The sequence below is a fragment of the Olleya sp. KKT75 genome (assembly GCF_055635485.1).
Genome location: NZ_CM145759.1, coordinates 1,846,868 through 1,870,513, shown reverse-complemented (window position 1 = coordinate 1,870,513; position 23,646 = coordinate 1,846,868). Strand labels below are relative to the sequence as shown.

Genomic DNA, 23,646 nt, shown 5'->3' with positions numbered 1-23,646 from the left:
TTCAGTCTTTAAATGTTTTATTAAATTATTAGTTTGCCATGATAGCAAAATTATCAATTCTAGCTTCTTCTCCTTGATTTGTTACAAGAATTGAAATTGTAGAATTTGCTCCTGAATTAAACATAACATTCGCAGCAACATAGTCATTAGAACTTGTTTGATCTGAACCTTCGAAATCTTCAATAGTTGCAGCTAATGCAGTTGTTAAATCTGTATGACCACCTCCTGCTAAAACTGAAACAGTTATAGAACCAGGGTTATTAGTCTTTAAAGTATAAAAATACGTTAAAGTGTAATCTGAATTAGGTGACACAGTTAACTCTTGGTAAGCAACACGATCTCCTGCTGAAGGAAACTTAGCTGCTTGAGAACCTTCGTGAACAGGGCTTGAAGTAATCTGAATAACACCTCCTAAATCACTATTTCTCCAACAATCACGTCCGTCTGCAGCAGTACCACAAGCGTCACTTCCATCTTCGAATCCTTGTTCCCCGATAGTAGGTACTAGAGCTAAAGGCACTTCTGGTTCAACTACTTCAATTGTTTCTGTAAATGTACTTGTAACTCCTAAATCATCTGAAGCAGTTAAAGTAACAGTATACATACCTTCTGTTGGATAAACTGTTGTTGGTTCAAACTCTGTTGATGTTGTTCCGTTTCCTAAATCCCAACTGTATGTTGTTGAACTAGCAGATAAATTTCCGAAAGAATAATTCATCCATTCATCTCCATTTGTACCTTCTCCTTGCGAATAAGAAAAACTAGCTGTAGGAGGTGTAGCATCTGCAATAGAGTTAGCACCTATAGGTTCAAATTTTTCAAATTCGTCACATGATTGGATTGACGCAGCCATTACTATAGAGGTTGCAATCCAAATTATTTTTTTTACTTGTTTTTTCATCTTACAATATTTTTAAAATTAATAACCAGGATTTTGCCCTAAAGCACCTTGACTTAAGTTTATTTCTCTTTGTGGGATTGGTAACAACAAATCTGAAACACTAAAATTATAACCGTTATTATCTGAAAAAGCAGATAATACATCTTGAGCTACATTAAAACGAACTAAGTCGAAAAAACGTTGATTTTCAAAAGCTAACTCTACACGTCTTTCATCTAGTAATTCTTGTTTAGTAATTGTACCATCCGCATCACCAACTAATCCTGCACGTAATCTTACTTCTTCAAAAGAATCTAAAGCTGCTTGTGCTGATGTTGATTGCTGTCCAGCCATAATAGCTTCAACATGCATAAGCAAAACATCTGCATACCTAAGTACTATTAAATCATTACCTGCTAACGTTGGATTACTTGAAGTCGCTGCAATACCTAATGTATCATCTCCATTTGGTATAAATTTAGCTACCTGAAATTGAGATAATAATAAAGGATCTTGTCTATAAGAATATAATGTTCTGTCTCCTCCTAAAGCATCTAATGCATCTCTAACTTCTTGAGTTGTATAATTAACACCTGCTGTTCTACCTACTGCATTTAACCATTCTGCAGAAAAGTTTTGACTATCTGCTGAAGAATCACCTACATAATCTATAGCGAAAATAATCTCGTTATTTAATTCAGAATAAAACACATCTTTAAAATTTGGTTCTAAAACAAACCCTGCACCCATTACAGACTCACATAATGTTTGTGCTAAACCATAATTAGTACCCGTTGTTAAATACACTTTAGCTAATAAAGCTTGCGCTGCAGCTTTAGACGCTCTAGTTTTATACGTATTATCTAAACCAGCAACTGCTGTTGTTAAGTCATCAATAATTACATCGTAAATTAAATCAGAATCTACTCTTGTAAATTGGATTGCTGTATCAGCAATACCAATTACACTTGTTACTAAAGGCACATCTCCAAATGAACGTACTAAATTAAAGTAAGCATATGCTCTAACAAATTTAGCTTCTGCTTCAAATCTAGAAGCAGCACTACCAGCTACACTTAAGTTTTCTAAAACAACATTAGCTCTATAAATAGTTTGATAATTACTTCTATAATAATCATCTACAATACCATTTGTTGCTTCTACAGTAAAGCTTTCAAATTGAGCAGACTCTCCTTCTCCTCCTACATTCTTTGATCTTGTATTATCGCTTAACATTTCTTGAACGTAAAAATCAACCTGCGCACCGTGATTGTCATTTGTTGATGTAGAGTTTACTCCTTGCATAGCATCATACATTGCTATTGCTGCCAGTTCTAAATCAGCTTCAGACTCAAAAAATGTTTCTGCATTTGATACAGATGTTGGTTCTGGTGATAAAAAATCTTCACAAGAAGAGGCTAATAAAACGACCAATAAAACCGTCGATATTTTTATATATTTTTTCATTTTATCTTTTTTTAAAATTAAAATTCTAGGTTTAATCCAACAGAAATTGTTCTTTGAATAGGAGAACCTCCTCTTTGATACCCGTAAGTAGTAGCCGACGTATTATCTACAGACTCTGGGTTAAAACCTGTATAATCACTTGCTGTTACATACAATAAGTTTTGCCCTGTAGCATAAACTCTTGCTTTAGAAAATAATGTTTTATCTAATAATTTATCAGTAAAATTATACCCAATACTTACAGTTCTTAAAGCTACGTATGAAGCGTCTTGAATAATATCATCAGTAAATATTTTCTGCTTTATAAATTGTTGGTTTGGTGTTGAAGAAATAAAATCTTGAGAAGAATTAAAATGGTTAAATAAATATTGATCTCCCATATTTCTCACCTCTGCACCATGACTACCTTGAAACATAAAGCTTAAATCCACATCTCCAAATTGGAAATCGTTTGTAAAACTCCATACAATATCCGGGTAAGGATCTCCTAATTTAGTTTTATCATCATCATCAATTACACCATCACCATTTAAATCTTTTACATAAACATCTTGTGCTTCCCCTCCGATTGGATGGTATGGATTAGCGATATACTCTAATGGAATATCAGACTCAACTACCCAACCGTAAAATGAAGATATTGGCTGACCAACTTGATTTATCCATTCTGCAGCTCTTTTAGAATCTACATTTAAAATTTGACCATTAGAATCTGCAAAGTCAATTAACTCATTTTTATTTCTAGAAGCCAACATTGTTGATGTCCATTTAAAATCTTGAGTATTAACATTCTTAGTTCTAAGTTCTAATTCAATACCTCTGTTTTCCACTTTACCAATATTTACTAAAGCTTCACTAAATCCAGTTGTGTTAGATATAGGGTTAGATAATAATAATTGATCACTTGTACGCTTGTACACATCTACAGAACCTGTAATTCTATTATTAAAAAGACCAAAATCAATACCTGGATTTATTTCGACAGAACGTTCCCATTTCAAATCAGGGTTAGCAATATTAATTGCACTTATAGCCGAATCTCCTGCATAACTAAAATTAGACGCTAAAGATAATGATGGGTAATAGTTAATTAATGCATTGTTATCTAACACAGAGTTAGAAGCTATTCTTAGTGCATTGTTACCTGTAACACCATAACTTACTCTAAATTTAAGATTATTAACTACTTCGCTTTCAGACAAAAAGTCTTCTTTAGAAATATTCCAACCTAAAGATGCTGCTGGAAATGTTCCATATTTATTGTCTTCTCCAAAAACAGAACTTCCATCACGTCTTAAACTGATTGATGCTAAATACTTATCATCATATGCGTAGTTTACTCTTAAAAAATAAGAAAACAAAGCTTGCTTATATTCAAATTGGTTACCAGCTCCAACAGTGGTAGTACCACCTAAAGTACCTTCTAACTCAGAGTTGTAACCTGTTAATCTAGTTGCTTTATACTCTCCTTTTTGTAATTCTGAAGACGCCCCTAATACTGCAGAAACATCATGATTACCAAATCCTTTATTATATGATAAGAAATTATCAGAAACTAATCTAGATACGTTAAGTACTTCTTCATCATATTGAACTGCAGACTCACCATTACGACTAGCTAAAGGACCTTGGTCTCTTTCTCTAACTGTATTTTGGTAATCTCCACCAATTGTACTTTTAAATGATAAGTTATCATTAAAATCATACTTACCATATAAACTAGCTCTTAATTTAAGCTTGTACTCGTTTCTTTGACGCTCTAAAACTTTTGCAGCTGGATTTGTATTAGACGTATTACTAATATCTACTAATGTACTACCGTCTCCATATAAATCATAATTATCAAAATGACGTTGTGTTGCGTAATCACCAACTTGAACATCAGGATAAGTCCCTCTGTCTACAAATCTAATTGTGTTTGCATCATGATAAACAGGTAACCAAGAGGTCTGTCTTAAAATATCATGAGTTGATCCATCAAAACGTCTTTTATCATTAAAAGAAGGGTTAAGATTAATCCCCATAGAAAGCTTATCTGTTAACTTAGTATCTAATCTTAATTTGTAACTATAGTTTTTAACTTCATCAGTTAATAATACACCTTCATCATGAATATACCCTAAAGATGTACTAAATTTAGTTTTATCATCTCCACCTCTAGCACTAAATGAGTGTGTAGTAATAACTCCACCATCAAAAATAATATTTTGCCAGTCGTTATCAATACCTATTAACTGCTTGTACTTTGTTCTATCAGACAATGTTCCAGTTGCAGCTAATTCTGCAGCAGCAGTTTCTGCTACTGAAAAATAGTAATCTTCACTTTGTCTAGCTTCTTTAAAACCTGTTAACGTATTATATGTGAATTTTGTTTTTCCTGATTTACCTTCTTTAGTTGTAATCATGATAACTCCATTACCTCCACGAGAACCATAAATAGCAGCAGAAGCTGCATCTTTAAGCACCTCAAAAGAAGCAACATCATTCATATTTAACGACCCTAAGTAATCATTATCAACAACAAGACCATCAACAACAATTAATGGATCAGAACTACCAGATACAGAACCTGTACCTCTAATTCTAATCGTAGGAGCAGAACCCGCTTCCCCTTGTGTTGCTGCGATATTTACACCAGAAACTTGCCCTACTAAAGCATCATCTACTCTAGAAACAGCAATCTGATCTAAATCTTCGTTTGTTACTTTAGATATAGAACCTGTTAAATGACTTTTCTTTTGTGTTCCGTACCCAACAATTACTACTTCTTCCAAAGTATTAGCATCTACACCTAGAGCTACATTAACGGTTGTTTGAGCACCAACAATAACGGTCTTTGCAGTATATCCAATATATGAGAATTGTATAACATCTCCTTTTTTGGCTTGTATTTGATAGTTACCATCAAAATCTGTACTTGCCCCAGTACTAGTTCCTACAATAATAACATTTACATTAGGTAATGGCATGCTGTACTCTGCATCAACCACTGCTCCTTTTATTGTTACACTGTCTTGCGCAAAAGCAGCAATACACATGAAGAGCATTGCAAATAGTGCCGATTTAGCTTTTAAATTCATAATTAATTTTTAAGTTATTAGTTAATTAATTTGTTTTACTAAAAACACAATTATTAGGCAAGTATCAATATGTTTGCTACTTTTGTAATGTTATGTTTTTAACATAATTACTTCCCGTCGAAGAAGTATTTTTATTAAAAGGGTAGGCTTTAAAACCTATCCTTTTTTTTGTGGTTAAACACCTGATAGGAATTGGTTTACCAATCTGGTTTACCAAATATATATAAAATTTTGTTAATTACAACGTTTTCGTAATTTTTAAATGTTAAAATAGAGGATATTGGTGTTAAAATAGCAAACATTAGTGCGTTGTATTGCTGATTTACTAGTATTTAGTAACATCTAGACTAGAAAACAATAAAACAACTAAATGCTTTATTTATTTATCTGCAAAATAAGATGGACCAACGCCAGTTAAAAAGTCTTCTCTTACAGGACTAAATGTATCTATTAACTGTCCTTCTTCTAAACAAACCGCACTATGTAGTAAATTAGGCTCAATATAAACACCATCTCCGGCTTCTACGATTTGCTTTACACCATCAATTTCAAATTCAAATTTACCTGACACGCAATAAGTAGCTTGCGTATGAAAATGTTGATGTGGCGCTCCTAAAGCTCCTTTATCAAATTTAACACTCACCATCATTATTTGATTATCGTAACCTAAAAATTTTCTTGATACTCCTCCACCAAGTACTTCCCATTCCATGTCTTTTGTTACTATGTACTTTTCGCTAAATCTTTTCATAATATTTATATTTAATTTTTTGAGCACTTCAACTGCACTCAGTCTGACATTTATTTTATTTATTCAAAATAATAAGAACCTGACCACTCATAATTCTTATCATTAATTTTTACATTATGTTTTACTTTTTTAGAATCTTCTTCATTTGAAGTTATAAACAGTTTTACGTTACCTTTTATAGTAGTAATCTGCACTGCCGTATAATCTGCAGAATCTAAAACCACTTTTAATTCTTTTATGTTACTGTTTGAATTTATTGCAGATTCTGTAACTGGACTATAACTTCCGTGCGCTTCAATAGTAGATACAAAAATTGTGTTTTTAGAATCTTTGCGTCTCAACATTAATGCTGCCTCTCTTCTTAAATTAAATTCTGGATCATTTGCTCCAATTCTAGTAAAAAGCAATTGATCTTTATCATTAGTTACAGATGTTAAAGTGTAAAACTTACCTTTATTTAACCATGATAATTTACTATTATCGCTAGATGCTTTAGCAGTCCCTTCTACAAATAGATGTTGATATCCGTTTTTATCCCCCAAAGCAGTTAACACCTTAGGTACGCTATACTTAAAATTTGTTTGCACTACTTGTCCTAAAAAGTAATATGGAAAATCATACTTATTAGCTTTATCCGAAGTCACTTTCATAATATCTAACACATATGGTTTTTCAAAATCTTCGTCTTTAATAATTGCCATAGTACGCAGCATTTCCGTCCCTGGATAAGCATTAACTTCTTTAGCACTTGCAACTTGCACACTTTGATTTTCTGAAGAAAAATAGTTTAACACCGAGTGATGCTTGCTACCTATTTCATATTTGGCATTAAAATGAGATGTTTCATTTTGTGTTACCGTATTGTGTGCAATAGTTTGTTTTGCCCAAGTCTTGTTTTCCTTTAGGTAATTACCTCCTCCTTTTTGTTCGATATTAACAAAACGGGCTAAACCATAATCTTGAATAACTTCCTCTCCTTTTTCGTATAAAGAATACGACAACTTATCATAATGCCCATGACTTGACCCTTGAGCAGCGTACTTAAACACCAACTCTACATCGTCGTTTCTCAAAATAGCAACACCTCCTTGTGTCCCTTTTGGCCCATCAGACAGGTTAATAGATTTTTTATTGAAAGGTTCCGATTGACCATTCTTAATACCTAATGCAACTGCCAACCCTGAATCGTCTAATAATACACGATCTTGTTTAGAGGCTATTGATAATAATCCTGCATCTTGAGTTCCAAAATGATACGAAATATCAACTGCTGTAACTAAAGCGCTTGTATAATAAGACATTCCCTTTTGACCATCATTAAGTGGAAAAAAATCTCCATCTGCATCAGACAAATTCAATAATGCATTTATAGATTTAAGTAAAACCCCTTCTTTATATTCAAATATTTTCAATTCTGGTTTAACGTTATGCAAACCTTCAGCAAAAATTAAAAAAGGATACATCGCGTAGCGTTGGTAATATGGCCCTTCATTATAATAACCGTCTGGAGAAAAAGGCTCCTCGATATTTGCTAAGAATCCTGCTTTACCATCTTTATTTAAAAAACCACCATCATCATCTTTTTCTTTTGTATCTAATTTTAAATCTTTAATACCGTACAAAGCGCGGTCTATCAACTCTTCATCACCCATAACTAAACCAATCATTCCAACCGCAGCATTACCCCAAGTACTATGATTGTGTACTCTTTGATAAAACTGAGGACTATCTATTGAAATATGATCTGCAAATGGTTTGAATAAATTAGTTTCTAATTTGATACGTTCGTCTTCAGACAAATAATTGTAAACACAATCATAAGCCTGACTCACATACACTAACCAATTAGAATCATTTAAACATTGCCAGAATAGTTTACCTCTAGCGTAAGATCTTGTTTTAGGGTGTAATGGTAATGTTTTGTACAACGCCTCATATTGCATCAACATGTCTTTTACATATTTAGCATATTTTTCGTCGTCTAAAATTTGGTATAACACTCCAGCCTTTTGCATAACTATCATATTACGCTTATGGCGCACATGCGTATATCCACCAGAATAATCTACAGGTATTGGCGTATCAATTCCTAGTGCAATTTCAGCATCTATTTCTTCTTTAACAGCTTCTAAAGTGGCATCAAAAATTGGAATATTACCCAATTGCGCTCTAATATCTTTAACACCTTGCGCTGTTAAAATAAGCTTAGGATGTGCTTGATCTGTTTGTGTAGTAGCATTATTTTTGGATACAGTACTGGTTTCTTTTTTACATGAATACATCGTAAAAACAAGTGCAACTGTAGCAAACTTTAAAATAATATTTTGTGTTAACTTCATAATTAGTTATTAGTAATAATTCCTATTTATTAATTGTTGACTTAGCTTAAAGCAATGTCATTAAAATTATAATTGTAAATACTCTTAACATCATTCTAGAGAAACCCTTGTGTTTTAGCTTAGTTATTATGATAAATCACATCACTAATTAAAATTGGTTTACCAAATTGGTTTACCAATATACGAGGTTTTTACTGTTAACCAAAAAAAACATATTCACATTTAACTCTAATCTATACTATTTTGATAATAACCCAAAAGACTGGTTATCTTAAAAGTACTCTGTTAGTGCAACAATTCCGTTATAAGAAATCACTAAAGAAAAAAGTAAAGCCGCAAACAAACCAATGTTTACAAAAAGACTTGTCTTATAAGACTTCATGATTTTTTTGTTGTTTACCATCATTATAATCCCAACAATTACTAGAGGTAATACAAACACATTAAAGACTTGAGACAGTATTTGAATCTCAATAGGATTAGCTCCAAAAGCTGGACCTATTAAAGCTACCAAACATGCTACAGCAGTAATTATTCTAAACTGACGGGAATTGGTATCTAATTCTCCAGACTGATAATCTGCAACTAATAATGGTGCAATTAACAAACATGGAAAAATAGAAGATAAACCTGCACTTAAAGCCCCAAAAAAGAAGATTGTCACAGCCCATTTACCTGCAACTGGCTCTAAAGTATTTGCCATATCTAAGACATGTGTTACTTCTCTACCTTGATAAAACAAAGCACCTGCAGCAACAGCCATTATCACACCACTAATTATAAAAATTAAAATTGCAGCAGTAATAGCATCCTTTTTTTGTTGATCTAAATTTTTAATTGTCCATCCTTTACCTTTCACAAAAAGAGGGCGCGATAAAAATGTAGCCGAAGCCATAGTTGTACCAACAAAAGCAGCAACCAACATTTTACCACCAACAACATCTGGTATTGTAGGTATTAACCCTTTTACAACATCCAATGGAAGCGGTTGTACAAAGCATAAAGATAACACAAAAGATAGCCCCATTAAGGTTACAAAAATCACAAGTATTTTTTCAAAGAAAGTATACTTACCAACTAACATTAATAGGTAAAAGGTAACGATAATCACTATAGCTGTAATTAAAACGGTTTCATATTTATAAGCAGCCAAGCCTTCAAAGTTTACGGATAAAATTTCAAAAATAATATTAGAAGAAATTCCCAAGATCCCCATTAAGGAGTTCCATTGCCCAAACGTAATACCTACAATAATTAGAATCGCTAATATTTTACCATATTTAAAATGTTTTTTAAATCCGTAAAGTGCAGTTTCGCCTGTTAACAAAGCATAATTACCATATGCAAACATTAAAATACCCGAAAACAAGCAACTTAATAATAACACCCAAAGTAATTGCATATTAAACTTACTTCCCGCAACAATCATAGAGGTAACACTACCTGTTCCAATAGTGTAACCTATTGCAAAAATTCCAGGACCAAAGCCCAATACTAGTGCTATGATTTTTTTGATTAGTGATTTATTTGGCGTTGTTGCATCCATAATATGTAGTTAGTTTAAGGGTTGGTTAGTTTGTTTTTTAATTCCAATTGGTATGATGGCTCTTGACTCCATCATCATCAATTCTTTTGTAAGTATGCGCTCCAAAATAATCGCGCTGTGCTTGGATTATATTTGCTGAAGAATTTACAGTAGTTATTCCGTTTAAAAATTGAATAGATTCACATAAACAAGATGCCGTAACATCATTTAGTACACATTGCGAAACCACTTTTTTAGCAGAAGCCTTGTACTTTTTTATTGAAGTAATAACTTCTGGATTGGTTAAAATGTTTGTTGTTTCTTTAAAGACCTCAACTAATGTTTCCATTAGCGTTGATCTAATAATGCAACCATTTGTCCAGATTCTAGCAATTTCACTTAAATTTAAATCCCATGAGAATTTATTTGAAGCTTCATTAATTAGCTTAAATCCCTGGTAATGATTTATAATCCTAGCAAATTGATATGCTTCTAAAATTTCGGTTGTAGACAGATTTAAATCTGAAGTAGTTTCAGTTTTAAAATTATTATTTAACTGAATACGTTCGTCTTTATAAAACGACGTATATCTAGCAAATAAAGCTGAAGCAATTAATGTACTTGGTACACCAAGTTCCGCGGAAGCTATAGTTGTCCAGTTTCCTGTACCTTTATTACCTGCTTTATCTAATATCTTTTTTACTAACCAATCGTTGCCTTCTTTTTTTCTAAGAATATCTATAGTGATTTCTAACAAATAGCTATCTGCAGTAGCTTTCCAAGTGTCTAAAACATCCGCTATCTGATCTAAATTTTGACCAGATGCTTCTAAAATGGTAACAACCTCTGCCAATAATTGCATTTCTACATACTCCACACCATTGTGCACCATTTTTATAAAATGACCACTACCTTCTGTCCCAACATACGTGCAACATGGCAAATTATTTTTATCCTTTGCCGAAATTTTTTCTAGAAAAGGCTTCACATTATTGTATGCATCTAAATCGCCACTTGGCATTATCGATGGTCCTATTAAAGCCCCTTCTTCGCCTCCTGAAACTCCGGTACCAATAAAATGAATGCCTTTCGTTTTTAAATAATCACAACGTTCTTTCGTTTTTAAATAATTAGAATTTCCGCCATCAATTAAAATATCGTTTTTTGATAAATGAGGTAACAAATCTTCAATAACAAAGTCTATTGTTTTTCCTGCATTCACCATCAACATTATTTTTCTAGGTGTTTGTAAAGATGCTACAAAAGCAGAAATATCATCAAAAGCAGACGCTTCAGATAATTCCGGATAGTTAGTTTTAAAATTTTTAGCTACATCAACTTCAACACCATCAACATGCCTATTAAACATTGCTATTTTAAATCCATTGTTAGCTAAATTTCGGCATAGGCTTTTACCCATGACACCTAAACCAAATAATCCAAATTCCGAAGTATTCATTAATTCGTGTTTTATCGTTTTTATAATGTTTTCTGGAGTCAAGCCAATATCCACTCTTAAAGCATCTTCTGGTTCTTCCAATGTATCAAACTGTGACTTTAATAACTCTGATGGCATAAAATGGTTATCACGACTATTTAATCTTTCAAATATCTGATCAAAAGACCCTGATAAATACACCCATTTTGTTTCGGTTTTAATATGTAAACTTAAAGTATCTCTGTATTTCTGCTTTAAAGCAGAACATACAATTACGCAGCTATTTTTAGTTAATTGCTGTTTAGCTAAATCATTTAGTGTTTCTAACCAACCTTGTCTGTCATCATCATTTAAAGGTTGTCCGTTAGACATTTTTTTTATGTTAGTTTCTGGATGAAAATCGTCTCCATCAAAAAAAGGAATATCTAATTCTTGAGCCAATAATTTCCCGACTGTGCTTTTTCCACACCCCGAGACTCCCATTATGAATATAACTTTTTTCATCAGCTTATACTTATTGTTTTTAATTTTCAGATGTAACACCTTTACAAACACTGCATTGTCCGACTAATTTACAATTATAGACATGTCAATATTTTATTACCAAATTTGCGATTCAAAAAGTGCTGCTTCAACCGCACCCAACCAGACATTTATTATGCTAAATTGTGCAATGCAGTTTCTATTTAGGCTCTGTAGATGCGCCTACTGTTGCTTCTTTAAACCAAACCTCAGCATAACTTCCGTTTGCGTACTGTTTTACAATGTCTCCACCATAAGTTTCAGACTTTGTAGATTTTCCGTTTGCCTGATTATAAGCGCCTTGTTTAAAATAGTTGATCTCGCCAGCATAAGCAATTTCTCGTTCCACGCCAACCGCTCTTCTTGATGCATATACATCAATAATTTGTTGCGGAATTTGCGCTTTGGTTGCAAATTCTGATTTAATTAAGCTTTTTGTAAATTTTATAGTTTCGTGCCCTTTACTTGTAAACGTTAAATACATGATACCTTTATGCACGTTTACTTCGTAGCTAAACTCTTCACCTAAAGCAATACCATCTTTTGGTTCTGCCGGACTAGTTGTTTCATCAGATCCTTTAACTGAAAAATCATAACCCCAAACTGGCGTTGAGTAATCAAATCTTCCAGAGTTATCACCTTCTGTATTGATTTCGTAATTCCAAAACACAGAGCCTTTTGTATGACCAGGGAATTTTTTATAAAAGATCTTTAAAGGTTCATTCTCATGACCTTCGTCGCTATGAATTTGCCCAACAACTACCGAGTAAGACGATGCAACATTGGCGTGCCCTGTTGTAGACACATGCTGCACTTTTAATGTTCCAGTTAGCTTACCTCCTTCTTCAGGAATCCAATGTTTTTTTTCACCTAACTCTGTCCTAGTATTACTAGATGTTCTTGATGTAATACCAGAATTTGGTGTTTTATACACTACCCAATCCGTTTTACCATCGTTTTCCACATAAAAAAAATCGTCTTTCTGGAAGCCTACTAAGTTATCTTGATAGGTTCCGTCACCTAAAAGGATTTTCCACTGATCCATAAATGGAATAACGTCACTTGGATATTTTACTGGTGCATCAGTTTCAACTTGAGCTTTTGTTTCTGTCTTTTTTGCTTCGTCTTTACAAGATATGAGCGTTAAAAGTATAACGAAGGTGTATAGCGATTTCTTCATCTAATAATAAATTTAAAGTGATTGAATTAATACATTAATGTCATAACTAAATTTTCTTCAGTCTTAATCTGTCCTGAATTAGCTACTGTGTTTTCTGATTCTACATTATTTTTTGCTCCCCAAAGAATAGAAACAAACTTTACATTATTGTTTTTAAATGTGTTATTGTTAATGTTCACATTTACAATTCCGTTATGGTTTAGTAATCTTTTGTTTTTCTCTTTTGCACCACAATTAGTAAAAGTGCTATTTGTGATTAAAAGATTCCCTCCAATGGTAGACTCGTCATAACCACCTCTATAATAATCGACAACATTTTGTTTTACATTATCAAAATTACAGTTATTAATAGTTAAATACTCTGTATTGTAATCTCCTCTGTCGTTGGTTTCTTCAGATAATTCGATACCATTTTCACAGTTTGAAATAGCTGTGTTTTTGAAAGTGATTTCTTCAGAATAGGCTTGCTTATAAACCCTTAAAGCATAATTAAAATTGCTGATTTCAGAATCCATAACTTCTAAACCAAAATGATTAGACATGTTTTCTTTTAAACTAGCAAACGCATAATTAGAACCATTACCTTTTAATTTGATGTTTTTTACAGTTAATTTCCCGTAAGGATTTAAAGAGAATGCTGGTGTATTAGCTGCTCCTTCAAATATAATTTCTGAATTTCCTTTAGATTGAATTGTGATTGTTTTGTCAACAACTAAAGATTCTGAAATATTAAAAACACCATCAGTTAAAGCTATAATATCACCACTTTCTGCAGCTTTAAGTTTGGCTACTAATTCTGAAGTATTAGTCACCGTATGTGTCGCAGGATCTTTAGCCTCAACTACATTTGAATACCAATCCGTACCATATTTTGATTTATCCAAAAGGTCTAAACTAACACTTCCTGAATTTACTATTGCTCCAATTTGATTTGATTTACTTCTTGAATTTCCTAATAAATCTTCCGTTATTGTTTTAAAATCAAAACCATTATAAATTTCTACATCATCATATCCAGACGTTGGAACAGAAAGATCTGTACCGATATCTGTTAACGTTAATTCTTTAGAAATTAAACCATGGCTGTTTTCAATTTTAACGCCGTTATTGTAAATAATATTACTTTTAAAAGTAACACCATCTGCTTTATCATGCTCTATAATTGGATTTGCATCACCAACAGAATTATAAATTACATTATTTACAACCTCTGTTCTTAACGGTCTTGCAGATCTAATTTCTGACTTTGGCAATACATCTGCTTGCGCGATATTAGTACCAACTCCAAATTGCCAAGGCGAATCTGAATCTACAAACGTATTGTAAGCAACTACAACATCTGTAACTTGGTTGTATCTGTTTAATGGTGATTTTGGAATCCCATTCATTATAGCAATTGGACTTCTAAAGTTTTTCCCTTTGATTTTATAAAACAAGTTGTTTATTACCCAATGTCCTGTGTTAATAATTCTAATACCACCATATTGGTCGTTTACACCATCTCCAATAAAATAATTACCATCAACAGTAACGTAGTTTCCGTGACGTGTAACTACAGACCCTTCACTTTTATAAAACACATTGTTTTTAATAATATTGAAATTAGTTTTACTAGAAATAATTTCGACTTCACCATTACACTCTTCAAATAAGTTGTTAGCAATAGTCGTATTACTTGGGCTCATAGATGTAAAACTACTTCCTAATTGAATAGTTTCTCCTCTAGCACCACCTTTACGTGGTCTTGGTCCGAAGTGGTTATTTACAATTTTATGAAAGTTTCTTATACTTTGATTTCCTTTTAAATCTACTCTAACCGTTGGACCACCATTTGTTTTTCCAGCGATATAACAATTACTTAACTCGTTATGTTTTCCATAAAACTGCACCCAAAGGTTGTCTTGATCGCGCTCTAAGTTATTAAAATCTAAAATCACACAATTTGTAACTTTACTGTAATTTGCAACGTCCTTCGCACTTGTTCTAAATGCGATTACATTAGTTTTAGGAGAATGTCCGTTTCTAAAAAACAAACCACTAACCTCTAAATAATCTCCACTAATTTCTAAACTAGATTCTCCTTCTATAAACACTTTTCCAGCAGTTTCAGCTTTTAGCGTTATAGGCTTATCCTCTGTTCCTTCTCCTGTAAACTTAATCTCAAAATCTTTGTATGTTCCGTTTGCTAAAACAATATTATCTCCTGGCTTAGCATCTTTTATAGCTGTGTTTAGCTCTTCTATATTAGAGACGGTGTTTAAACTAGCAATTTCTGTTTTACCACAAGCAACTAGTAACAGGGATAAGATTACAATGGATACTATTTTTTTCATAAAAGAATAATTAATGCGTTGTTATTTATTTTTAATACAAAAAAGCCTTTTGTTTTAAAAGGCCTTAAATTTTTATAGCTTAATGTGTGACATTTAAATTGTAGTATTTAACATAAGAAAATGCATCTGCATCTGTAGTTGTTAAATAATTACCTGCTTTAAAGTAGTTTTGATAAGGCCATTTGTCTAAACTAATATCTTCATAGATATGAGGTGTATTTGTATTTAATTGAACCTCAATTTTAGCATCACTTGCTGTAATTCTAAAATCAAAAGCATCATTACCCACGTAACCTAAATTCACCTTAATATCTGCCCACGTATTATTTGATGTTTCTAACAAATCATCACCAGAAGTGGCTTCATCTATTAGTGATTTTTTATGAGACCAAACATAACCATCTTTCCAATAAATTTTAATTAAAGGCGGGCCATTATTGGATGAAAAACCATGAACACTCATATCTTCCGGAGAAATAATACCATGAATTTGCATGACTATTACTTTATGATAATCATCACTAGATTGTGTGTTTTCTGATACAGACGTGACTTTTAAACGCCCTACCATTTCTCCTCCTTCTAGCAACGTCCAATTATCACTAGAACTATCAGGATTAATAAGCTCTCTTAATTCGGTTCTTGAAAAAGAGCTATTTGATGTTGAAATATCTGGAAATGTATAAAACATTAATGACGCATCAGATTCGTCATCATACATATAAGGCATTACAGGTGCTAAAGTTTGGTATCCAAAATTGACTAATTGAGACGGTTGGTATTCATCCGGGCTCCCATTATTGTTTTCATCTATAGGTAAGGTTACTTTCCAGTTAGTAAAATTGATGTCTGCATAGGTTGTAGCGTCCACGTCTGAATCAGTATCTTCAGGCTCATTATCATTAACTAATGTTGGCTGCGACATCGTATCAGTAGACAGTGATTGCTCATCACTGCTACAGGCGCAAAAAACTAACATTAACAACAAATGAATCTGTAATTTCTTCATAATATAGTAATTGGTTTACCAATCTGGTTTACCAAATATAGGGTATTTTATAACACCAATAAAACAATAAACTCAATAAATAGTATACAAAACTAATTATTCCTCAATAAGTCGCTTGAAAAAGATGTCAAAACCTCACTTTTAAGTAAAAATCAGTAGTAGTTCTTTAATCGTTATTAGATTGAACTAATTAGGCTGTTGGAACGTTTTTACTTGACATAAAGATTCACTAAAGCCATGTATTTAACAACAGATAACGGAACAAAGCCAAACTATCCATTCTAAAAGCCACCTAAACACCTCTAAAACGGGCATTAAATGACCAAATGTTAAAATTTTGTTATAAATAGAATAGTATTTTACAATTAACTTGTTAATTTTGACACATTATAACACTAAAATAGGAAACAATGAAAAAAGTATTATTAAGTGCAGTTCTTGTTACTGCTGTATTATTCACTTCTTGTAGAGAAGTAAAAGAGAATGCTGAGAAAGCAGGAAACACATTAGAAAACGCTGCTAACGCAACTGGTGACGCTGTAAAAGACGCTGCTAATGCAACAGGTGATGCTTTAGGTGATGCTGCTAACGCTACTGGAGACGCTGTAAAAGATGCGGCTAACGCAACAGGTGATGCTTTAAACGACGCTGCTAACGCAACAGGAGACGCTGTAAAGGATGCTGCTAACGCAACAGGTGATGCAGTAAAGAACACAGCTGAAGGTGCTAAAAAATTAGCTACTGATGCAGTTGATGGTGCAAAACAAATGGGTACTGACGCTGTAGACGGTGCTAAAAAAATGGGTACTGATGCTGCCAATGCAACAAAAGAAGCTGCTGCTAAAACAGGAAGCGCTGTTGAACAAGCAGGAAAAGACCTAAAAAAGAAAATGAACTAAGACCGTTTTAAATAACAGTCTTATTTTTCAAGCAAAAAAAACCTTATCAAATATTTGATAAGGTTTTTTTTATGGCTTTACTTAAAATATATAAGCAACTATATCACGCCTATTAAAAGGTTAAGTTTATTGCATAAAAAAACCTCTTGAAAATCTATGATTAACAAGAGGTCTAGTACTGAAGACGGGACTTGAACCCGTACGTCCTAATGGACATTGGATTTTAAGTCCAACGTGTCTACCAATTCCACCACTTCAGCATTGGTATATTATAAAGAAAGTCTCAGAGCGAAAGACGGGATTTGAACCCGCGACCCCCACCTTGGCAAGGTGATGCTCTACCCCTGAGCTACTTTCGCAGTCTTTGTATGAACGTGCAATATCGTATTGCGGTTGCAAATTTAGAACTTTTATACGAAGTACAAAGCTTTTTTTGAAAAAATTTTAAAATAATTTATACTTGCTTCTTTTTCACCAACATACGTTTGATCTCATTTAGCTTCATCAAGGCTTCAACCGGTGTTAAGGTGTCAATATCGATATGTAAGATCTCTTCTTTTATGTTTTCAAGTAATGGATCGTCCAAATTAAAGAAACTTAATTGCATTTCATCTTGCATAGATTTTACTTTATCTGTCAATTCTTCGCTTGAATGACTTTTCTCAAGTTTTTTAAGGATCTGATTTGCGCGTCTTAATACCTGTTGTGGCATTCCTGCCATTTTTGCGACATGTATACCAAAACTATGTTCGCTACCTCCTTCGACAAGCTTACGTAAAAACAGCACATTATCTTTTAACTCTTTTACGGACACATTAAAGTTTTTAATACGCTCAAAGGTCTCCGTCATTTCATTTAACTCATGATAGTGTGTTGCAAATAACGTTTTAGGCTTTGCTGGGTGCTCATGAAGATACTCGCTAATAGCCCAAGCAATAGATATTCCGTCATAAGTACTTGTCCCTCTTCCAATTTCATCTAACAAGACTAAACTACGGTCTGAGATGTTATTTAAGATCGATGCGGTTTCATTCATCTCTACCATAAACGTAGACTCTCCCATCGATATGTTATCACTAGCACCAACACGTGTAAATATTTTATCTACCACACCTATTCTAGCTGCTTTTGCGGGCACAAAACTTCCTATTTGAGCCAACAGTACTATTAAAGCTGTTTGACGCAAAATAGCTGACTTACCAGACATGTTTGGCCCCGTAATCATAATCACTTGTTGCGCTTCTCTATCCAAAAACACATTATTAGCAATATATGGCTCGCCTATTGGTAATTGCTTTTCAATTACCGGGTGACGTCCGTCCACAATATCTAAATCGTGAGACTCATCTAAAGTAGGATACACATAATTATTATCTGATGCTAATTGTGCAAAACCACATAAGCAATCTACTTTAGCAATTAAATATGCGTTTTGTTGTACGGGCTTTATGTACTGATTCATCCATTGTACCAAATCAGCAAATAACTTTTGCTCGATTGCCATGATACGCTCTTCTGCTCCTAAAATCTTAGCTTCGTATTCTTTTAACTCTTCCGTAATATAACGCTCTGCGTTTACTAAGGTCTGTTTACGGATCCACTCTTCCGGAACTTTATCTTTATGTGTATTTCTTACTTCTATATAATACCCAAAAACATTATTAGATGCAATTTTTAAGGACGTAATCCCTGTACGTTCACTTTCGCGTTGTAGCATTTTATCTAAATAATCTTTTCCTGAGGTAGACAATGCTCTAAGCTCATCCAACTCTGCAGAAAAGCCTGCAGCAATAGAACTTCCTTTTAAAATATTTACAGGAGCTTCCTCGTTTAAAGTTTCTTTAATTTTTTCGCGAAGCACATTACAGCTCTGTAAATTATCCCCAATAACTTTAAGCGACTCGTTATCGCAATTAGACGATAATTCCTTTATAGGAATTATCGCTTCTAAAGAATTCTTAAGCTGAATTACTTCTCTTGGACTAACTTTTTGCGTTGCTATTTTAGAAATCAAACGTTCTAAATCGCCTATTAATTTAATATGATGCTGAATCTTATCCAATACGACACCATCCGTTTTTAAATATGACACCACCTCATGACGCTGTTTGATTTGATCAATTTGCTTTAAAGGTAGCGCCAACCAACGTTTTAAAAGACGCCCTCCCATTGGAGAAATAGTCTTATCTATAATATTTAACAATGTTACTGCATTGTTATTAGTAGAATTATATAGCTCTAAGTTTCGGATAGTAAAACGGTCCATCCAAACATAATCGTCCTCTGCAATACGAGAAATTGATGATATATGTTCTAGTTTGTTATGCTGTGTTTCGCCTAAATAATGAAGTATAGAGCCCGAAGCAATAACACCTTCTTTTAAATTTTCTATCCCAAATCCTTTTAAAGACTTAGTATCAAAATGTTTTAACAACGTCTCATTAGCATAATCCGTTTGATATACCCAATCTTCTAAATTAAAGGTATGAAAATCAGCTCCAAAATAATCTGTAAATGTGTTACGTTTTGGTTTTGCTACTAAAACTTCACTTGGACTAAAATTTTGAAGCAGCTTATCTATATACTCTTGATTTCCTTGTGAGGTTAAAAACTCTCCTGTTGAAATATCTAAAAACGAAATCCCAATATTGACTTTACCAAAGTATACAGAACATAAAAAGTTATTGGTTTTAGAGTGCAGCACTTCGTCATTTAAAGCTACTCCTGGTGTTACCAATTCTGTCACACCACGTTTTACAATAGTTTTGGTCTGCTTTGGATCTTCTAGCTGGTCACAGATTGCAACACGCTCTCCAGCCTTAACTAACTTAGGTAGATACGTGTTTATAGAATGATGCGGAAAACCTGCTAGTTCTATTTCGCTTTCACTACCTGCGCCTCTTTTAGTAAGTGTTATTCCTAAAATTCCAGCTGCTTTTATAGCATCTTTACCAAAGGTCTCATAAAAATCCCCTACTCTAAATAATAACATTGCATCAGGATACTTAGCCTTGATGGCATTGTATTGCTTCATTAACGGAGTGACTTTTTTGCTTTTTGTTGCCAAAGGATATACGTTTTTATTAAGTTTGCAATGTAACTAAATATTGATTTTTTAAGAAGTCTATTTAAGTTTAGTTATTGATAATTATTCACAATTATTTTGATGAGAAAACTAAAAAACAGCGAATTAGACCGATTAAGTGTTGATGACTTTAAATCTGCCGAAAAAACACCAATAATTATTGTTTTAGACAACATTAGAAGTTTAAATAATATTGGGAGTGTCTTTAGGACTAGTGATGCTTTTTTAGTTGAAAAAATTTATCTCTGCGGAATTACTGCTACGCCGCCACATAAAGACATACACAAAACAGCTTTAGGCAGCACTGATACCGTAGCTTGGGAATATATTGAAAACACGATGGATTTAGTCGAAAAACTAAAATCTGAGAATGTCACTATTTGCGCTATTGAGCAAGCTGAAAACGCAACAATGTTAGACGATTTTAAAGTTGAAGACAATACAAAATACGCTTTAGTTTTTGGTAATGAAGTAAAAGGTGTAGCTCAAGATGTTGTTACAGCAAGCGATGTTGTTATTGAAATCCCTCAATTTGGAACTAAACACTCACTAAACATAAGTGTTAGTTGTGGTGTTGTTACTTGGGATTTGTTTAGTAAACTGAAAGCTAAAGCATAAAAAGCCGCCTACCTAATCAATCCCTTATCCTTATTTGTGATAGATTACAAATCCGAAACAACCTTAACCTTCTAAAAACTAGTCTTTAATTGGCACCCAAATTTCCTCTTTTACAAAAGCATTAGAGGGATGATAATCTTCTGGGAGTTTTTCAAAATGAGGTTTATCGTCTAATTTATATCCTGAATTTGGTAACCAATTAATATGTATACCCTGCCAAGTCTTTAGAAACTCTTCTGGCTTTCCTTCAAAATTAAAAACAGCATACTTAGCTGCATTTATAGTCAATGTTTCCAAACCCTCTGGAATAGTTTTAAAATCAGACACCGCTACTCCCACCCACTTTTCGTAAACCGTATTTGGAGACATTGTCTTTAAATCAAATTGATTGTAAATCTGAATTGAAAACTTATCAGTCCCAACACGATTTAAAATCTGATTACGTTTAGGCATAAATTGTCTAGCCAAATTACCTGTACCTTGAGCATTAGTCATAAAAGACAAGTCTGCTTTTAAACCAACAATCAAAATAGCTTCGGATGCAATTATTTTAGGCGTCATCACTACAAATTTGATCTAATAACCATAAATAATCCGCTCTATATTTCACAAAATCTTTGTCAGAAATATCAATTATTTTGACGTTAAAATCGGTTTGACTTTTAAGAAAATCTAAGTAACCCGCATTAATTTTATCTAAATACTCGTCCTCGATATCACTTTCGTATTTACGTCCACGTTTTTTAATATTAGCCTGCAAACGCTCTGTGTTTTGATATAAATACACATATAAATCTGGCTTTGCAATGTCTTTATACATTAAATAAAACAGCTTACGATACAACTTAAACTCGTCTGGCTGCAGTGTTATTTTAGAAAAAATCAAGGATTTAAACACATCATAATCACTGACAATAAAATCCTTAAACAAATCCAACTGCCCTAAGTCGTCAGTAATTTGCTGATATCGATCTGCAAGAAAAGACATCTCTAAAGTAAACGCGTATCGTTGCGGCTCCTTATAAAATTTTGGCAAAAACGGATTATCTGCAAAACGCTCTAACACAAGTTTAGCATTAAAGTCTTTAGATATCTGAGTAGTTAAACTTGTTTTTCCTGCACCAATATTACCTTCGATAGCAATATAATTATGTTTAGAAAAATCAAATTGCTTATTAGGGTTCTTTAACCAAATCTTAATCTGCTCTAATGCAACTGTATCCTCACAATTAGCTAACAGATCAGAAACTGATAACTCTAATTCTGGATGCATAACATCTCCTGCAATTAATTGAAGAGGCTCTAAAACAAAACGTCTTTTATGCGCTTCAGGATGTGGAATAATTAGATTTTTTTCTGCTATAATTTCATCTTCAAAAAAGATAATATCAAGATCTATTACTCTAGACTCATACCCTTCGGACTGTTTTGGAGTTCGTCCTAATTTTTTTTCAATTTGCAACAATACACTCAGTACTTTTTTAGGTTTTAGTAAAGTGCTTACCGCAATACATGTATTTAAAAAATCATCACCTTCAAAACCACTAGCTTTGCTTTGATACACTTTAGCAATACTAACTATGTTACCTATTTCCGCAAATATAGCATCCACAGCGTTTTGCAAGTTTTTAAACTTATCGCCTTTATTACTTCCTAGTGCTATGTGTACGGTTTTGATCTCTTGCATAATTTCTTCAGCAAAATAACTAAAAGAAATTCACTTAGTTCTTATCTTTATCAAATCTGTTAATAAGTTTTTATGACATTAAAAGACAAATTACTTGCTCAAAAAATCTATCTGCTTCTAGGTGCGCTTTTTATAACCTCTCTAGTCGTTTCTAACCTTATATTTCAAAAGTTTTTTTATTGGTACCCATTGGATATTAACATTTTTGGCGCTAAACTATTTGAGATTTCCGTTGGAATACTACCTTACCCAATCACTTTTTTAATTACCGATTTAATAAGCGAGATTTATGGTAAAAAACGCGCCAACCAAATTGTAATTGGTGGCATATTTGCTTCTATTTTTTCTCTTTTAATTGTGTACACCGCCAATGCCGTATCCGCTACAAGCTGGTCTCCCGTTGCCGACAATTTATTCTCAACTGTTTTTGGAAACACCATGATTGCTGTTTTTGCTAGCATGATGGCGTATCTCCTTGCACAATTAGTAGACATTCAGATATATCATTTTTGGAAACGGATCACTAAAGGCAAACACCTTTGGCTACGTAATAACTTCTCAACCTTTTTATCTCAATTTGTAGACACGTTCTCTGTACTATTTTTACTGTGTTCGTTTGGAGAGATTAGTTGGGACAGATTTGCCGGCTTACTAATTAGCGGTTTTATTTTTAAAGTACTAATAGCCATATTAGATACTCCGTTTTTATATTTAGGTGTTCACCTTTTTAGAAAACGTTTCAAACTTAAAACAAACGAAGAAATACAACTGGTTTAACAAATGCTAAACTTTTATTAAATACTTTTGTTTGGGCAACTATTTAGCTAGATTAA

16 protein-coding genes and 2 tRNA genes are annotated in these 23,646 nt (G+C 33.1%); 3 read left to right on the top strand and 15 right to left on the bottom strand.

Features of this window, described 5'->3' with window-relative positions:
* Positions 1-28 precede the first annotated feature (28 nt).
* The 10 genes from ACZ2G2_RS08165 to ACZ2G2_RS08120 all read right to left on the bottom strand — a co-directional run bounded on the left by ACZ2G2_RS08165 (position 29) and on the right by ACZ2G2_RS08120 (position 16,524).
* Complete coding sequence (locus tag ACZ2G2_RS08165) at positions 29-901, bottom strand: PKD domain-containing protein (RefSeq protein ID WP_470391785.1); 873 nt, start codon at positions 899-901, stop codon at positions 29-31.
* 18 nt (positions 902-919) lie between these two features.
* A complete protein-coding gene (locus ACZ2G2_RS08160; protein ID WP_282069335.1) occupies positions 920-2,347 on the bottom strand; it encodes a RagB/SusD family nutrient uptake outer membrane protein in 1,428 nt (475 codons plus the stop codon).
* Between the two features lie 17 nt (positions 2,348-2,364).
* Entirely contained in the window at positions 2,365-5,427 is a 3,063-nt protein-coding gene (locus ACZ2G2_RS08155) for a SusC/RagA family TonB-linked outer membrane protein (RefSeq protein WP_470391784.1), read from the bottom strand.
* A 379-nt stretch (positions 5,428-5,806) separates the two neighbouring features.
* Complete coding sequence (locus tag ACZ2G2_RS08150; RefSeq protein ID WP_090841869.1) at positions 5,807-6,178, bottom strand: cupin domain-containing protein; 372 nt, start codon at positions 6,176-6,178, stop codon at positions 5,807-5,809.
* Positions 6,179-6,237: 59 nt separating this feature from the next.
* A complete protein-coding gene (locus tag ACZ2G2_RS08145) occupies positions 6,238-8,517 on the bottom strand; it encodes an alginate lyase family protein (protein ID WP_470391783.1) in 2,280 nt (759 codons plus the stop codon).
* 271 nt (positions 8,518-8,788) lie between these two features.
* Positions 8,789-10,063, bottom strand: a complete 1,275-nt coding sequence (locus tag ACZ2G2_RS08140) for an Nramp family divalent metal transporter (protein WP_101203675.1) — start codon at positions 10,061-10,063, stop codon at positions 8,789-8,791.
* Positions 10,064-10,100: 37 nt separating this feature from the next.
* Positions 10,101-11,984 (bottom strand): NADP-dependent phosphogluconate dehydrogenase, encoded by a 1,884-nt coding sequence (gndA, locus tag ACZ2G2_RS08135; protein ID WP_470391782.1) that lies wholly within the window; start codon positions 11,982-11,984, stop codon positions 10,101-10,103.
* A gap of 178 nt (positions 11,985-12,162) precedes the next feature.
* A complete protein-coding gene (locus ACZ2G2_RS08130) occupies positions 12,163-13,182 on the bottom strand; it encodes a polysaccharide lyase family 7 protein (RefSeq protein ID WP_090841861.1) in 1,020 nt (339 codons plus the stop codon).
* A 26-nt stretch (positions 13,183-13,208) separates the two neighbouring features.
* Positions 13,209-15,515, bottom strand: a complete 2,307-nt coding sequence (locus ACZ2G2_RS08125; protein ID WP_470391781.1) for a chondroitinase-B domain-containing protein — start codon at positions 15,513-15,515, stop codon at positions 13,209-13,211.
* 79 nt (positions 15,516-15,594) lie between these two features.
* On the bottom strand, positions 15,595-16,524 hold the full coding sequence (locus tag ACZ2G2_RS08120) for a polysaccharide lyase family 7 protein (RefSeq protein ID WP_101203671.1): 930 nt from the start codon (positions 16,522-16,524) through the stop codon (positions 15,595-15,597).
* A gap of 410 nt (positions 16,525-16,934) precedes the next feature.
* Between ACZ2G2_RS08120 and ACZ2G2_RS08115 the strand changes: the two genes are divergently transcribed.
* Positions 16,935-17,423: a hypothetical protein gene (locus ACZ2G2_RS08115; RefSeq protein WP_177183546.1), complete on the top strand. Its 489-nt coding sequence runs from the start codon at positions 16,935-16,937 to the stop codon at positions 17,421-17,423.
* 176 nt (positions 17,424-17,599) lie between these two features.
* Here ACZ2G2_RS08115 and ACZ2G2_RS08110 read toward each other — a convergent pair.
* The 3 genes from ACZ2G2_RS08110 to mutS all read right to left on the bottom strand — a co-directional run bounded on the left by ACZ2G2_RS08110 (position 17,600) and on the right by mutS (position 20,490).
* Positions 17,600-17,683: transfer RNA gene (locus ACZ2G2_RS08110), tRNA-Leu, on the bottom strand.
* A gap of 27 nt (positions 17,684-17,710) precedes the next feature.
* A tRNA-Gly gene (locus ACZ2G2_RS08105) sits at positions 17,711-17,782 on the bottom strand.
* Positions 17,783-17,877: 95 nt separating this feature from the next.
* Positions 17,878-20,490: a DNA mismatch repair protein MutS gene (mutS, locus tag ACZ2G2_RS08100; RefSeq protein WP_470391780.1), complete on the bottom strand. Its 2,613-nt coding sequence runs from the start codon at positions 20,488-20,490 to the stop codon at positions 17,878-17,880.
* Between the two features lie 99 nt (positions 20,491-20,589).
* On the opposite strand from mutS, the gene ACZ2G2_RS08095 reads away from it, so the two are divergent.
* Entirely contained in the window at positions 20,590-21,126 is a 537-nt protein-coding gene (locus tag ACZ2G2_RS08095) for an RNA methyltransferase (protein WP_470391779.1), read from the top strand.
* Positions 21,127-21,204: 78 nt separating this feature from the next.
* Here ACZ2G2_RS08095 and ACZ2G2_RS08090 read toward each other — a convergent pair whose 3' ends face one another.
* Both ACZ2G2_RS08090 and folK read right to left on the bottom strand, forming a co-directional pair.
* Positions 21,205-21,687 carry a GyrI-like domain-containing protein gene (locus ACZ2G2_RS08090; RefSeq protein WP_470391778.1) on the bottom strand — a complete coding sequence of 161 codons (483 nt, stop codon included), beginning with the start codon at positions 21,685-21,687 and terminating at the stop codon, positions 21,205-21,207.
* Positions 21,677-22,813, bottom strand: coding sequence for a 2-amino-4-hydroxy-6-hydroxymethyldihydropteridine diphosphokinase (gene folK, locus ACZ2G2_RS08085; RefSeq protein WP_090841849.1), 1,137 nt, complete (start codon positions 22,811-22,813; stop codon positions 21,677-21,679). Before folK ends, ACZ2G2_RS08090 begins: the two co-directional genes overlap by 11 nt.
* A 72-nt stretch (positions 22,814-22,885) precedes the next feature.
* On the opposite strand from folK, the gene ACZ2G2_RS08080 reads away from it, so the two are divergent.
* Complete coding sequence (locus ACZ2G2_RS08080) at positions 22,886-23,590, top strand: queuosine precursor transporter (RefSeq protein WP_470391777.1); 705 nt, start codon at positions 22,886-22,888, stop codon at positions 23,588-23,590.
* The last annotated feature ends 56 nt before the right edge of the window (positions 23,591-23,646 follow it).

Excerpts from the sequence above, each read along its gene's own strand:
- ACZ2G2_RS08090 (WP_470391778.1), bottom strand. The coding sequence starts at position 21,687 with ATGACGCCTAAAATAATTGCATCCGAAGCTATTTTGATTGTTGGTTTA.
- ACZ2G2_RS08140 (WP_101203675.1), bottom strand. The coding sequence starts at position 10,063 with ATGGATGCAACAACGCCAAATAAATCACTAATCAAAAAAATCATAGCA.
- ACZ2G2_RS08095 (WP_470391779.1), top strand. The coding sequence starts at position 20,590 with ATGAGAAAACTAAAAAACAGCGAATTAGACCGATTAAGTGTTGATGAC.
- folK (WP_090841849.1), bottom strand. The coding sequence starts at position 22,813 with ATGCAAGAGATCAAAACCGTACACATAGCACTAGGAAGTAATAAAGGC.
- ACZ2G2_RS08130 (WP_090841861.1), bottom strand. The coding sequence starts at position 13,182 with ATGAAGAAATCGCTATACACCTTCGTTATACTTTTAACGCTCATATCT.
- ACZ2G2_RS08160 (WP_282069335.1), bottom strand. The coding sequence starts at position 2,347 with ATGAAAAAATATATAAAAATATCGACGGTTTTATTGGTCGTTTTATTA.
- ACZ2G2_RS08150 (WP_090841869.1), bottom strand. The coding sequence starts at position 6,178 with ATGAAAAGATTTAGCGAAAAGTACATAGTAACAAAAGACATGGAATGG.
- ACZ2G2_RS08115 (WP_177183546.1), top strand. The coding sequence starts at position 16,935 with ATGAAAAAAGTATTATTAAGTGCAGTTCTTGTTACTGCTGTATTATTC.
- ACZ2G2_RS08125 (WP_470391781.1), bottom strand. The coding sequence starts at position 15,515 with ATGAAAAAAATAGTATCCATTGTAATCTTATCCCTGTTACTAGTTGCT.
- ACZ2G2_RS08155 (WP_470391784.1), bottom strand. The coding sequence starts at position 5,427 with ATGAATTTAAAAGCTAAATCGGCACTATTTGCAATGCTCTTCATGTGT.
- ACZ2G2_RS08080 (WP_470391777.1), top strand. The coding sequence starts at position 22,886 with ATGACATTAAAAGACAAATTACTTGCTCAAAAAATCTATCTGCTTCTA.
- ACZ2G2_RS08120 (WP_101203671.1), bottom strand. The coding sequence starts at position 16,524 with ATGAAGAAATTACAGATTCATTTGTTGTTAATGTTAGTTTTTTGCGCC.
- ACZ2G2_RS08165 (WP_470391785.1), bottom strand. The coding sequence starts at position 901 with ATGAAAAAACAAGTAAAAAAAATAATTTGGATTGCAACCTCTATAGTA.
- ACZ2G2_RS08145 (WP_470391783.1), bottom strand. The coding sequence starts at position 8,517 with ATGAAGTTAACACAAAATATTATTTTAAAGTTTGCTACAGTTGCACTT.
- gndA (WP_470391782.1), bottom strand. The coding sequence starts at position 11,984 with ATGAAAAAAGTTATATTCATAATGGGAGTCTCGGGGTGTGGAAAAAGC.